We start from the raw sequence: 14,009 nt of genomic DNA on the forward strand, positions 1-14,009 counted from the left end.
TTCACGCGAAGCCGACACCACAGACACACCCTGGCCTTAACCCTCTTTCCCTCCACGACGCTCTGCCGCACTCCCCAGCGTGCCGCGGCCGACGGCGCGCCCGCGCGCCGCGCGCGTTCGCCGATGCGACGCGCGAAGCCTTCCGCAAGCGCGATGCCGAAATCGGCCGGCTCGGGCAGCCGCGCGACGAGGCCGCCGGTGAATTCGAGCGTGTCGTCCGACGCGTTCATGCGCGCCTCCCTTCCATCATGCGGTCGAGGGCCTCGACGAGCGCACGCGCGGGCCGGCGGGCATGCACGCCGGACGGCTCGCCGCCGCTGCGCCAGCCGGGCCGCACGCCGCGCACGAACAGGTACAGGTAGCCCGCGATGTGCGTATCGTAGTCGTAGTCGGGCAGCCGTCCGCGCAGGTAGCGATGCAGCGCGACCGTGTAGAGCAGCGCCTGCAGGTGATACGCGTGATCGGCCATCGCGACGTCGAGCGCGCGCGGACCGTAGGCATCCGGCGTCGTGCCGAGATGGTTCGACTTCCAGTCGACGATCCAGAAGCGGCCGTCGTGTTCGACGATCATGTCGATGAAACCCTTGATGAAACCGGCGAGCGTGCCCGCCTCCAGTGCGACGTCCGGATAGCCGTGCGCGACCAGCAAGCGGCGCAGCGCCGCCAGGTCGAGCGACGGTGCCGGGAACAGGAACCCCATTTCGTCGAGCCGCTTCGCCGGATCGAGATCGGCAAGCCGCATGCCCGGCACGAGCTCGGTGTGCACGACATCGTCGACCAGCTGCGCCATCATCGCCGGCAGCCGGGTAGCGAGCTCGGGCTCCGCCTCGACCGGCCGGTCATGCAGCGCGCCGAGCGCGGCCGCGTGCCACGACTCGGGCTCCGTGAAGCGGCTGAGTTCGAACAGGCGGTGCAGGCATTCGCCGGCCGCGGCCCCGCGCGGGAACACGAGGATGTCGTCGTCCGGCGGTTCCGCCGCGGCCGGCTCCGAGAAGTGCCATTCGCCGTCCGGCGTCACCTCGGCAAGCGCATCGTGATCGGGCCGCAGTTCGTCGTCGGGCACGGCCGCGACGCCCGCCTCCTCGCGCGCCATCGACGCGGTCAGCGAGCTGAAGCTCGCCATCCGCCACGCGTCGCGCAGCACACGCGTCGCGTGGCGCGCCGCGAGCGCCTGCGAGGCGTCGTGCCCCGCCGCGAGACGCTCGCGGCGCGCGGGCACGGGCAACGGCGCGACGCTCACGGGGCCGCCCGCGAGCGCGCGCCACGCCGCCTCGAGCGCAGCCTCGTCGGGCGGTTCGTCGAGCCACGCATCGAACGACTGGCCGGCGCCGGCGACGAGCCAGTTGAGCACGCTGCGCCGCGCTTCGCGCGTCGAGCGCGACGACAGGTACGGCCCGGCAACGACATAACAACGATAGACCGCACGCGTGAGCGCCACGTAGACGAGCCGCGCGCGTTCCGCGGCCTGCTCGCGCAACGCCTGCCGCGCCGCGTGCGCGGCCGCCTCGTCGTCGCATCCGTAATGCAGCACGGCGTCGCCCGCTTCGTCGTGATACTCGCGCGCATCGGGCAACGCGGACGCAGGCGGTTCGCGCAATCCGCCGTCGTTCAGGAACGGACAGAACACGATTGCGTATTCAAGCCCCTTCGACTTGTGCACCGTCACGATCTGCACGAGGTTGCGATCGGATTCGAGCCGCAGCTGCGCTTCCTCGCCGCCGCCGTCGAGCCGTTGCGCGGCGAGCCAGCGCAGCGTCGGCGCGATGCCCGGCTGCGCGGAGGCGCGCGCCTGCGTCAGTTCGGCCAGATGGTTGATGTCGGTCACACGACGCTCGCCGTCCGCACCGGCCATCAGCCGTTCGGCGATCCGCAGCTCGCGCGTGAACGTGCGCCACATCACCGCGAAACCGCGTTCGCGCCACAGCAGCCGATAGCGCGAGAAGCGCTCGACCCAGCTCATCGCGTCGGTGCTGTCGGACGCGCCGCTCGACGCATCGCCGTCGCCCTGCTCCATCCGCCACAGCGCACCGGCATCGAGGCCGAACCAGTCGGATGCGAGCGCCGCGCGCAGGCGCCGCAGGTCGCCCGGCGCATCGATCGCCGCCAGCACGCGTTCGAGCTGCTCGGCGTCGCCGGTCGAGAACACCGACGCCTGCGCCAGCTCGACGCTGCCGATGCCCCAGGTGGCGAGCACGCGTTTCACGAGACTGCCCTGCCGGTGCGTCTGCACGAGCACCGCGATGTCGCCCGGCGACAGCGGCGTGTCGCCGAGCCGCACGTGCCCTTCGCGCGCGCCGCGCATCAGCCGCGCGATCTCGGCGGCACACGCCTGCGCGGCCTGTGCCTGCGCATCGCGCTTGAGCAACGTGCCTTCCCCGCCCGGCAATGCCCAGACCCGGAAGTCGCCGGACGGGCCCGGATCGGTTTCGTCGACGAAGGACGCGCGCACGCGCGTGCCGGCACGCACCGCGTAATAGTCGAGCCCGTCGAGCACGAACGCGCGCGGATTCGACATGAAGAAGCGGTTGCACGCGTCGACGATCGCGGGCGTCGAACGCTGGTTGACCGCGAGCGTGTAGCATGCGCTCGCCCGTGCGCGCGCCGCCAGATAGGTATGCAGATCGGCCGCGCGGAAGCTGTAGATCGCCTGCTTCGGATCGCCGACCAGGAACAGCGGGCCGCCCGGCGCGAAGATCCGGTCGAAGATCGCGAACTGCAGCGGGTCGGTATCCTGGAACTCGTCGATCAGCGCGGCCGGATAGCGTGCGCGCAACGTCTCGGCGAGCCACGGATGCGCATGCAGCGCGTGGTACAGGTTCGCCAGCAGATCGTCGAACGACACGACGCGCCGCGTGCGCTTGCGCTCGGCCAGCTCGCCCGGCGCCACGTCGAGCCAGTCGGCGATCAGCGCGAGCCAGCGCGCGCGCTGCGTGGCCTCGGCGGCGGCCACCGCGGCTTCGAGCGCGTCGGCGACGTCGAAGAACGCGTGCTCGGGTGTCACGCCGCCTTTCTTCGTCGCCTTCGTCAGCGCGGATTGCGTGAGCTTCAGCGCGGCTTTCGGCAGCGCAGCCGTCGCGTCGCCCTGCGCGAAATGCGCCGTCCAGGCGGCCAGCGCATCGGCGACCGCATCGGGCTTGTGCGAGCGCTGGTTGAGCGCGGGCTGCGCCGTGCGCAGCAACGCGTCGATCGTCTCGCGCTCGGCCGCCCACAGCCGCGCCGCCTCGGCGAAGCATTCGGCCGCGGCGGCCTCGGCCGACTCGTCCGGCTCGGTCACGCCGTCCCAGCGCAGCGCGGCGAGCGGCTTCTTCAGCCGGCGCGCGAGCTGCGCATCGAGCGCGGCCGGGCCGGCGCCCGATTCGACGAGCCAGGTCGCGAAACCCGGCCAGCGCGCGGCCGCCGGTTCGACGCGCGTGCGCCAGAAATCCGCCGCGAGTTCGAAGCGCAGCGACGCATCGTCGGCCTCCATGTCGAACGCGAACGGCATCGCGGCGGCGAACGGCGCTTCCTGCAACGCACGCTGGCAGAACGCGTGAATCGTATGGATCGCGGCCTGGTCGAACGCGCGCAGCGCGCGCCGGATGCGCTTCGCGGCCGTCTCGGGGTCGAGCGCGCCGTCTGCGCCGAGCGTGGTCTCGAGCAGGCGCGAGATGAACGGGTCCCCGCCGTCGTCGCCCGTATCGAGCGCATGCGCAAGCTGCGCGAGCCGGCTGCGAATCCGCTCGTGCAGCTCGGCCGTCGCCGCCTTCGTGAAGGTCACGACGAGGATTTCGTCCGCGCCGAGATCCTTCTCGAGCAGCAGGCGCACGTACAGCGCGCAGATGTTCCAGGTCTTGCCGGTGCCGGCCGATGCCTCGATCTGGTTGACGCCGTCGAGCGGGCACGCGAACACGTCGAGTTCGAGCGCCTGCTGCGGCTGCGACACGGCGCTCATGCAACCTCCTTCAGATGCTCGATCAGCGGCTCGAACACGAGCCGCGCCAATGTGCCGAACGGCTCGTCGAGCGACGGGTGCGCACCGCGCCATGCGATCGCGATCGCCGGATCGTCCGCTTCGCTCACGACACGTTCGTTGATCCACACGCTCGCGGCCTTGGCCTCGCCGTCGGACACCCGCGCCCATGCGCTGCGCGGAAAGAACCGCAGCGGCATCCGCCGCCCCGCGCGGAACAGCGCGGCAAGCGGCGCGAGCCGTTCCAGCGGCGCCGCGACGGGCGTCAGCTCGAACGCGCCGCCGCTGCCGAACCACAGCGTGCGGCGCGGCCCGCCGGGCTCGACCGCGCAGTACACGAGATGCGCGAGCCAGGCGGACAGATAGTCGCGCGCGCTCGGTCGTGCGTAGCGATAGATGATCTGCCCGGCCGGCGTCAACCGGTTCAGCGTGCCCTGCAATTCGAGCGGCGCGCACACCGCGTCGGCCGACAGCATCGCGTCGTCCGTGCCGAACAACGCCTGCTCCGTATCGGGCCATGCCGGCACGACCGTGAGCGAGAACGGCCGCCGCTCGATGCCGTCGGCCAGCGCGCGGCGCACGCTCGACGCAAGCTGCGTCATCGAGCCGAGCGCCTGATCGCGCCACACCGTGCCCGTCGCGCCGCCCGGCAGTTCGGGGCTCGCATCGGCAATGCGCAGCGCGTGGTCATGCACCGTGCCCTCGTCCGATTCGATCAACAGCGGCAACACGCGCTCGGCGAGCGCATCACTGCCGGCGAAGTCGAGCGAGAACGGTTCCGTATCGAGCAGTTCGGCCTGCGCGTCGGCAAGCACGATGCCGAGCCGGCCGCGCAGCAACGCGCGCGCCGGATGGCGCCAGAAGCGTTCGAATTCGCTGAACGCGACGGGCTCGACCGGTTCGGCCGGCAGCGGCTGCGCGAAGAACGGCAATTCGCGCGGGCCGTCGCGCGACGCTTCGGCGGCGAGCAGCGACGCGAGCGTCGCCCGCTCGGCGTCGTAGGACACGAGCGCGCTGCCGGGCTGGAAATACGCGGCCGCGAACGGTTGCAGCGGATGCTCGACGATGAACGCGCGCCGCGCGGCATCGACGGCGTCCGGCGCGGCGTCGGGCCCGGCCGTGACGATCGCCAGATGATCGAGCAGTTCGTCGACGAGCGCCGCGGGCGGCAACGGCGCGTTGTCGCGGATGCTGCGGCCCGTATAGGCGATCAGCAGCCGGTCGCGCGCGGCCAGCAGCAGGTCGAGAAACAGGTTGCGCTCGTCGTCGCGGCGCTGCCGGTCGCCGAGCTTCGGCAACACGGCCATCAGGTCGAATTCGTCCGCGCGCGCGAGGCTCGGCAGCACGCCGTCGTCCATCCCGAGCAGACAGACGACGCGATACGGCAGCCCGCGCAGGCTCGTCAGCGACGAGAACGTGACGCCGCCCCACGGCACCCCGCCGCGCGCCGGATCGTCGAGCGCCGCGGCCAGCCCCGCGCGGACGACCGCGGCCGGCAACGCTTCGTCGGGCGCCCCTTCCGTCATCGCGGCCAGCATCGCGTCGAGCGCATCGCGCACGCCGGCCAGCGCGTCCGCATATGCGGCGCCCGAATCGAAGAAGCGCGCGAGCGTATCGGCGAACAGTTCGCTCCAGCCGCTCGGCGTGTGCGATTCGGCCAGGCGACGCGCGAAGCCGTCGAGATCGTCGGTAAAGCGCGCCAGCCGGCCGAGCAGTTCGGCCTCGCTGCCCGTGGCCGCCTCGATCGGCAGCCACGCGCCGATCGGCGCCGCGCCTTCCGGCATCGCATAGCCGAGAAAGAGCCGCGCGAGCGCATCGGAGAACGTATGGCGCGGCGCGGGCACGGCCGCGTCGTCGCTGACAAGCGGCGACAGCCCGCGCCGCGCGCCGGCGGCCGCGAGCCAGGTCTGCACCGTCTCGAGCGCGGCCGCGTCGATGTCGTATCGCGCGGCCACCGCATCGACGCGCAGCCATTCGACCAACTCCGGCGCGCCGACCTGCCGTTCCGGCAACGTGAGCCAGTCGAGCAGCACGCGGGCGACCGGGTTCGCCTGCGACGGCGGCAGGCCGGTGATCCGGTAAGGCACGCGCGCGCCGCCGGCGCCGGCCGTGCCGAACACCGCATCGATCAGCGGCCCGGCCGCCGCGAGGTCGGCCACCGCGACCAGCACGTCGGACGGCTGCAGGCTCGCATCGGCGTCGAACCACGCGAGCAGGCGGTCGTGCAGCACCTCGAGCTGGCGCGCGAGGCTGTGGCACACGTGCACCTCGATGCCGCGCTCGGCCGGCGTGTCGCCGGTTTCGGCCTCCGGCCGCAGCTCGAGGATCGCGTTCTGCACGCGTGCGAGCCACGTGGGCGCGGGATTCTCGACGAAGCGCGAGGCATCGCCCGACGCGGCGCTTTCAGTCAGCTCGTGCAGCATGTGCAGCTGCGCCTGTGTCTGCCGGCCCCACTCGGCGAGCAGCGGATGGCCGACTTCCTGATAGTCGAGCCGCCCGGCCGCATCGAGCGTCTCGGCGTGCGCGGCCGTGACGATGTCGAACCAGAATTCGCGGCACGGGTTCAGCGCATAGACGCGCACGTCGATCCAGCGCGACAGCTCGCGCAACAACGCGACGTGCAGCGGCGGCATCGTCGGCAGCGCGAACACGCTGACCGATTCCGGCCAGTCCGCGCGCGCGACCGTTTCAGCCTCGAGATGGCGCGCCTCGACGAGGAAACGGTGCGCGGGCGGCGTGCCGCTGTCGCTCAGCTCGGCGAGCAGCGCGCGCCACAGCGCGGCCTGCCAGCGCTCGTCGTCGCGTGCGGCGTCGCTGATCCCGCGCGGCGCGGCGTCGCCCGCGAGCACGGATTCGCCGGCCTGCCAGGCGGCCAGCCATTCGGGGCGATAGGTCAGGTAATGATCGAGCACGGCCGCGACGCGGTGCGCGAGCTCGTAGCGCATCGCATCGTCGGAGGCGGACAGGTACGCGGCCAGCCGTGGCGAGGCGAGCCATGGCGCGCCGCCGGCCGCCTGCGCGAGCAGCCGGTAGCAGCGCCACACGAGACGGTCGGGCGCGAACGGCGAACGCTTGGGCACCTCCATCACGCGGCCGATCTGCGCCCACAGCCACTGCGCGAGATACGTGAACTCGACGTTCGCGCACACGCCGTTGCGTGCGGCGATGTCGAGCTCGAGACGACGGCGCAGCGCCGCGCTCGGCACGATGACCTGTTGCGGCGCCCACGGGCCGTTGCGGGCCGGGAACGCGGCCAGATCCTCGAGCAGCGCGTCGGCTAGCGTCTCGTGACGGTTCGAATAGAAGAGATGGAGCATGAAGCGGGCGTCGGAACCTCGCCCCGGCCGGGCCGGGCGAACAGGATCACCAAGGATAGCAAATGGACCGCCGCCGCGAACCTCTGCCGGAAAGCCAGGTTTTGCGGACCGCGAAATACGATAGACTCGTCGCCAGTCAATACGCCGCCCCGGCGTCTTCGTCTGCCATTCAGCCCATCGATGCGCTATTCGGTCGAAATCAGAAAGTTTTTCTACAGCCAGTACTTTTTCGGCGGCCTGCGGATCGCGGTCGGCGTCTCGCTGCCGGCCGTGCTGTGCCTGATCGTGTTTCACAACCGCGAACTCGGCTTCACGATCTCGACGGGCGCGCTCGGCGCCTGCGTCGTCGACATGCCGGGTCCGCTCAAGTACAAGCACAACGAAATGCTCGCGTGCAGCGTGATCGGCTTCCTCGCGGCGCTCGCCACCGGCCTCGCGACACCGAACATCTTCGCGCTGTGGCTCACGATCGTGCCGCTCACGTTCGTGCTGTCGCTGATCGTCGTCTACGGCAACCGCTGGCCCCAAATCAGCTTCGCGACGCTGTTCATGATGGTGATGACGCTCGAGGAGAAGTTCACGCCGCTGCAGGCGTTCATCAACGCCGGCTGGATTCTCGCGGGCGGCCTCTGGTACACGTACTGGGCCACGCTCGTGTCGCGATGGCAGGCGCGCCGGATCGAGCAGCAAGCGCTGGCCGAAAGCCTGTTCGCCTGTGCCGACTACCTGCTGGCGCGCGCACAGTTCTACGATCTCGACGCCGATCTCGACGAATGCTACCGCAACCTGGTCGCGCGGCAGATCACCGCGGTCGAAACGCAGGAAACCGCGCGCGACATCGTGCTGCGCAACCTGCCGAAGCTGCGGCGCGGCAAGCTCGATCCCGGCCGCACGACGATGTACAACCTGTTCATCAACAGCGTCGACCTGCACGAGCTGTTCGTCGGCGCCCACACCGACTACCCGCTGGTGCGCAACACGTTCGGCGGCTCGGATCTGATCATTTTCTACCGCGACCTGATCCGCAAGGCGGCCGCCGATCTCGAGGAGATCGGCCTCGCGGTGCTCGAGAACCGCGCGCCGCATTCGCGGATCAGCGTGAAGGCCGAGCTGCGCGCGATCGAGTACGAGATCGAGCTGATGCGCAAGAAGAACTTCGCGGCCACCAACGCGGAAGCGTACGCGGCCGTGCTCGCGACGTTCCGGCGCATCTGGAGCGCGACACGCCTGATCGACCGGATGCGCCGCAACCTGTCGGGCCACGCCGATCCGCAGCAAACCGAACTGAAGATCGACAAGGCGCTCACGCGCTTCCTGCAGCGCCGCCGGATGTCGCCGCTGCTGATCTTCTCGAACCTGAACATGCGCTCGCCGAGCTTTCGCCACGCGCTGCGCGTGACGATCGCGGTGGCGGTCGGCTTCTGGATCGGCCGGCTGCTGCCGCTCACGAACGCGTACTGGATCGTGATGACGACCATCATCATCCTGAAGCCCGGCTACTCGCTGACCAAGCAGCGCAACGCGCAGCGGATCATCGGCACGCTGATCGGCTGCGCGGCGAGCATCGCGCTGATCTACACGGTGAAGGAGCCGCACCTGCTGATCGCGATCATGTTCGGGTCGATGGTGATGAGCTACAGCCTGCTGCTGTTCAATTACGCGGCAAGCGTCGTGTTCACGTCGTCGTACGTATTGCTGATGTTTCACCTGCTCGCACCGGGCAGCATGCGGATCATCGGCGAGCGCGCGATCGACACGGTGGTCGGCTGCATGATCGCGATCGCCGCGAGCCGGCTGTTCCCGTACTGGGAATACCGGCTGATGGGCAAGCAGGTCGCCGACATGCTCACCGCGACCCGCAAGTATTTCGAGGCCGTGTGGCGCGCCGGGCGTGGCGCGTCGTCGCCGCCCGTGCCCGCCGCCGACGGCGCCGCCGTCGTGCCGGTCGTCGCCGCGGCGGTCGAAACGCCGGCCACGAGCCTCGACGACGACTACCGCTACCGCCTGGCGCGCAAGGACGTGCACATCGCGTTCGCGAACCTCGGACAGGCGTTCCAGCGGATGATGATCGAGCCGAAGGCGCACCAGCGTTTCGTGCCCGAACTGAACGACCTGCTCGTGCAGACGCACGTGCTCGGCGCGCAGATCACGGCCGCCGCGCCGCTGATCCGCAACGCGTGCTCGGCCGACGGCAGCATCGAGCACGACGACGCGCTGCATCGCGGCCTCGCCGCCGTGCTCGACAATCTCGAGAAGGCCGAGGCCGGCGAGCCGCCGCCCGCCGACCAGCTCGAAGCGTCGAAGCAGATCACGCGCGATCTCGACGCGATGGTCGTGTCCGCGGAGAAATCCGATGCGGTCGGCGCCGAGCTCACGCACGACCTGAAAGTGCTTGCCCACCAATGCAAGCAGATGCTTGCGTCGTCGCTGCTGATCCGCAAGGACGCGAGCGTGATCCGCCTGCCCGCCTGACCCCGACCACCCGCGCCGGCGGGCCGGCCCGCGCACGCCGCGGGTCGGCCACCGGCGCGCCCCGACTCAGCGATCCCCGAAGCATGACCCGCCCGCTCCACGCGGCCCGCGCATCCGTCGCGCGACCGCCCCACGCCCCTTCCCGCTCGCCGCGCCAGTCAGGGAATACCCGATTCCGGTCACCCGGCCCGGCTTGTTATCATTCGTTCACATTCAAGTTGTATAGACAACTTGAGCCAATCGGACCGGCCCCGCTCGCCCGGTCCGTCGCATAACGATATCGGAGACTCGATGAAAAACTTGCAGCGCCACCTGAGCGCGCGGCACATCCGCTTTCTCGCGCTCGGCTCGGCGATCGGCACGGGCCTGTTCTACGGCTCGGCGTCCGCGATCCAGCTCGCGGGCCCGGCCGTGATCCTGGCGTACATCCTGGGCGGCGCGGCCGTCTACATGGTGATGCGCGCGCTCGGCGAAATGGCCGTGCGCGAACCCGTCGCCGGCTCGTTCGGCCATTACGCGACCGAGAACCTCGGCCCGTTCGCGGGTTTCGTCACCGGCTGGACCTACACGCTCGAAATGGTGATCGTCGCGATCGCCGACATCACCGCGTTCGGCATCTACATGGGCTTCTGGTTTCCGGATGTCCCGCAATGGATCTGGGTGCTCGGCGTCGTCGCGATCATCTGCGGGCTGAACCTGTGCCACGTGAAGGTGTTCGGCGAGCTCGAATTCTGGCTGTCGATCATCAAGGTCGGCGCGATCGTCGCGATGATCGGCGGCGGCGTCGCGATCCTGCTGTCCGGCATGCACTTCGGCCATTCGGCCGACGTGCCGACGTTCGCGAACCTGTGGAACCATGGCGGCTTCCTGCCGAACGGCATCGGCGGGCTGGTCGCGTCGCTGTCGGTCGTGATCTTCGCGTACGGCGGGATCGAGGTGATCGGGATGAGCGCCGGCGAGGCGAAGGATCCGGAACGCGTGATTCCGCGCGCGATCAACGCGGTGCCCGCGCGCATCCTGCTGTTCTACGTGCTGACCATGGTCGTGCTGATGTCGATCAGCCCGTGGACGGGCGTCGGCAGCGACGGCAGCCCGTTCGTGCAGATTTTCTCGGCGCTCGGCGTGAAGTCGGCTGCCACGATCCTCAACCTGGTCGTGATCAGCGCGGCGATCTCGGCGATCAACAGCGACATCTTCGGCGCGGGCCGCATGATGTTCGGGATGGCGCGACAGGGCCAGGCACCGCGCGTGCTGATGACGACGTCGCGGCACGGCGTGCCGTGGGTCACGGTGCTCGTGATGGCCGGCGCGCTGCTCGTCGGCGTGCTGCTCAACTACCTGATGCCGAAGGACGTGTTCCTGGTGGTCGCCGCGATCGCGACGTTCGCGACCGTATGGGTCTGGCTGATGATCCTGCTGTCGCAGGTCGCGATGCGCCGCCGCCTGTCGAGCGAGGAAGTCGCCGCGCTGAAGTTCAAGGTGCCGCTGTGGCCGGCCGCGCCGGCGCTGACGATCGCGTTCATGGGTTTCGTGATCGTGATGCTCGGCTGGTTCGAGGATACGCGTGTCGCGCTGTATGTCGGCGCGGCATGGCTCGCGCTGCTCGCGGCCGTGTTCTACGCACGGATCCGCCCGAAATTCGCCCCTGCGTCACGTTGACGCACGGCTGACCCGAATGCGCGGCGCGCCTCGTTCGGCGCCCGCTGCCGTCAAGGCTCCGCGCGGCGCCCGTCGCGCCGGAAGCCGCGGATTGCGCCCCTTCGCATGCCCCGCGTGCGCGGCCCGGCCGGGCCGCGTACCGGCACGTCAGTGCGATGCCGCGCTCGCGGCCTCGGCCGGATGGGCCTCGTCGTACGCCCGCTTCTGCGAAATCGCGTTGTACAGGATCGTCCCGATCACGAGGAGCACGGCCACGACGATCAGGATGCTCACGTTGCGAACAGGGTTCTTCTTGCGCTGATCGTTCATGGTCGGTGCGTCTCCGTCAAATTCATCGAAGCGCGCATTCTACGCGCTTGCGCCCGCGCTGCGACGTCCCGTTTCCGATCGCCGTTACGCCCATCCCCCGCTGCTTTCCGCACGCTTTCAGTTGGTAATCGTTCCCATTTCGATTTAGAATCCAGAATCTTTCATTTTGTAATATTTCCTTCGTCCACCCGTCCCACCGGAGTCACCATGTCGAATCCGCGCACCCGCCTGCTGCCGCTCGCCGGCACCCTCGCCCTGGCCGCGGCCGCCTTCGCGCCGCTTGCCCAGGCGGCCGAGGAAGTGAGCCTGTACACCACCCGCGAACCCAAGCTGATCCAGCCGCTCATCGATGCCTTCACGAAGCAGAGCGGCGTCGAGGTCAACACGGTGTTCGTGAAGGACGGCCTGCTCGAGCGCGTGAAGGCGGAAGGCGCGCAGTCGCCGGCCGACGTGCTGATGACGGTCGACGTCGGCAACCTGCTCGACCTGGTCGACGGTGGCGTCACGCAGCCAGTACGCTCGAAGGCGCTCGACGACGCGATTCCCGCGAACCTGCGCGGCACGAACGGCGACTGGTACGCGCTGTCGCTGCGCGACCGTGTGCTGTACGTCGAGAAGGACCTGAAGGTCGACGCATTCCGCTACGAGGATCTCGCCGATCCGAAATGGAAGGGCAAGGTCTGCATCCGCTCGGGCCAGCATCCGTACAACACGGCGCTCGTCGCGGCGATGATCGCGCACGACGGCGAGGCCGCGACCGAGAAATGGCTGCGCGGCGTGAAGGCGAACCTCGCGCGCAAGGCGACGGGCGGCGACCGCGACGTCGCGCGCGACATCCTCGGCGGCATCTGCGACGTCGGCCTCGCGAACGCGTACTACGTCGGCCACATGAAGAACGCGGAAGCCGGCAGCGACGCGCGCAAGTGGGGCGACGCGATCAAGGTCGTACGCCCGACGTTCGCGAACGCGAAGAGCGGCGGCACGCACGTGAACATCAGCGGCGCGACGGTCGCAAAGCACGCGCCGCACAAGGCCAACGCGGTGAAGCTGCTCGAATACCTCGTGTCGCCGGAAGCGCAGGCGCTGTACGCGCAGGCGAACTACGAATACCCGGTACGCGCGAACGTGAAGCTCGATCCGGTGATCGCGAGTTTCGGCGCGCTGAAGGTCGACCCGCTGCCGCTGGCGGACATCGCGAAGCATCGCAAGCAGGCGAGCCAGCTCGTCGACAAGGTCGGCTTTGACAACTGACGCCGCATCGTCCGGCGCGTACCGCGCGCCATCCCGGCTGCGTCTGCGCCCGCGCGCGGGCAGCCTGTGGCTGCTCGCGGCGCTGGCGGTCGCCGCGGCGGTCGCGGCGCCGCTCGCGGTGCTCGTGGCCGCCGCGTTCGACGCCGATCTCGCGCACTGGCGTCATCTCGCCGAATTCGTGCTGCCGCAGGCGCTCGTCAATACGCTGCTGCTGCTCGCGGGTGTCGGCGCGATCGTGTCGATCGTCGGCACCGGCTGCGCGTGGCTCGTCACCGCGTACGATTTTCCCGGTCGCCGGATGCTGACGTGGGCGCTGCTGCTGCCGCTCGCGGTGCCGACCTACATCGTCGCATTCGCGTATCTCGACCTGCTGCATCCGATCGGCCCCGTCCAGGGCGCGATCCGCTGGCTGCTCGGCTTCGACAGCCCGCGCCAGTTCCGCCTGCCGGACCTGCGCTCGCTGCCCGGCGCGATCTTCGTGCTCGGCTTCGTGCTGTATCCGTATGTGTACCTGAGCACGCGCGCGATGTTCGTCACGCAGTCGGCGAGCCTGCTCGAGGCCGCGCGCACGCTCGGCGCGGGACGCGTCGCGACGTTCTGGCGCGTCGTCGTGCCGCTCGCGCGGCCCGCGATCGCGGTCGGCGTGAGCCTCGCGCTGCTCGAAACGCTGAACGACATCGGCGCGTCGGAATTTCTCGGCGTGCAGACGCTGACCGTGTCGGTCTACACGACGTGGATCACGCGCTCCGACCTCGCCGGTGCCGCGCAGATCGCGCTGGCGATGCTCGCGATCGTCGTCGGCATGATCGTGCTCGAACGTTATGGGCGCCGCCGCCAGCGCTACGCGCATGGCCGGCGCATGCGGCCGATCGCGCCGCGCCGCCTCACCGGCGCGGCCGCGCTCGGCGCCGCCGTGTTCGGCTGGCTGCCCGTGCTGCTGGGTTTCGGCGCACCGGCCGCGTACCTCGCGGTGGAGACCGGCAAGCGGCTGCATCTCGTCGGCGGCGTGTCCGCGCAACTGATGACGGGGCTCACGAACACGCTGACGATCG

8 protein-coding genes are annotated in these 14,009 nt (G+C 69.9%); 4 read left to right on the top strand and 4 right to left on the bottom strand.

Going from position 1 to position 14,009, the window contains the following annotated elements; all coding sequences use genetic code 11:
- The 3 genes from G3N62_RS30080 to recC form a co-directional block, all read right to left on the bottom strand.
- The coding region (locus tag G3N62_RS30080) for a hypothetical protein (protein WP_206141389.1) at positions 1-230 on the bottom strand (230 nt) is incomplete at its 3' end.
- Positions 227-3,931, bottom strand: a complete 3,705-nt coding sequence (recB, locus tag G3N62_RS30085; RefSeq protein WP_124670435.1) for an exodeoxyribonuclease V subunit beta — start codon at positions 3,929-3,931, stop codon at positions 227-229. The genes recB and G3N62_RS30080, both read right to left, overlap by 4 nt.
- Positions 3,928-7,266 carry an exodeoxyribonuclease V subunit gamma gene (gene recC, locus G3N62_RS30090; RefSeq protein WP_124670436.1) on the bottom strand — a complete coding sequence of 1,113 codons (3,339 nt, stop codon included), beginning with the start codon at positions 7,264-7,266 and terminating at the stop codon, positions 3,928-3,930. Before recC ends, recB begins: the two co-directional genes overlap by 4 nt.
- Before the next feature lie 180 nt (positions 7,267-7,446).
- Between recC and G3N62_RS30095 the strand changes: the two genes are divergently transcribed.
- Positions 7,447-9,738 (top strand): FUSC family membrane protein, encoded by a 2,292-nt coding sequence (locus G3N62_RS30095; protein WP_059560627.1) that lies wholly within the window; start codon positions 7,447-7,449, stop codon positions 9,736-9,738.
- A gap of 291 nt (positions 9,739-10,029) precedes the next feature.
- On the top strand, positions 10,030-11,397 hold the full coding sequence (locus tag G3N62_RS30100) for an amino acid permease (RefSeq protein ID WP_124670437.1): 1,368 nt from the start codon (positions 10,030-10,032) through the stop codon (positions 11,395-11,397).
- 147 nt (positions 11,398-11,544) lie between these two features.
- Here G3N62_RS30100 and G3N62_RS30105 read toward each other — a convergent pair whose 3' ends face one another.
- Positions 11,545-11,706: a hypothetical protein gene (locus G3N62_RS30105; protein WP_009688068.1), complete on the bottom strand. Its 162-nt coding sequence runs from the start codon at positions 11,704-11,706 to the stop codon at positions 11,545-11,547.
- Positions 11,707-11,913: 207 nt separating this feature from the next.
- Here G3N62_RS30105 and G3N62_RS30110 point away from each other — a divergent pair, with 207 nt between their 5' ends.
- Both G3N62_RS30110 and G3N62_RS30115 read left to right on the top strand, forming a co-directional pair.
- On the top strand, positions 11,914-12,957 hold the full coding sequence (locus tag G3N62_RS30110; RefSeq protein WP_124670476.1) for a Fe(3+) ABC transporter substrate-binding protein: 1,044 nt from the start codon (positions 11,914-11,916) through the stop codon (positions 12,955-12,957).
- The coding region (locus G3N62_RS30115; protein ID WP_206141388.1) for an ABC transporter permease subunit at positions 12,947-14,009 on the top strand (1,063 nt) is incomplete at its 3' end. The genes G3N62_RS30110 and G3N62_RS30115, both read left to right, overlap by 11 nt.

The sequence above is a fragment of the Burkholderia sp. Tr-20355 genome, assembly GCF_017104685.1.
Taxonomy (GTDB): Bacteria; Pseudomonadota; Gammaproteobacteria; order Burkholderiales; family Burkholderiaceae; genus Burkholderia; species Burkholderia seminalis.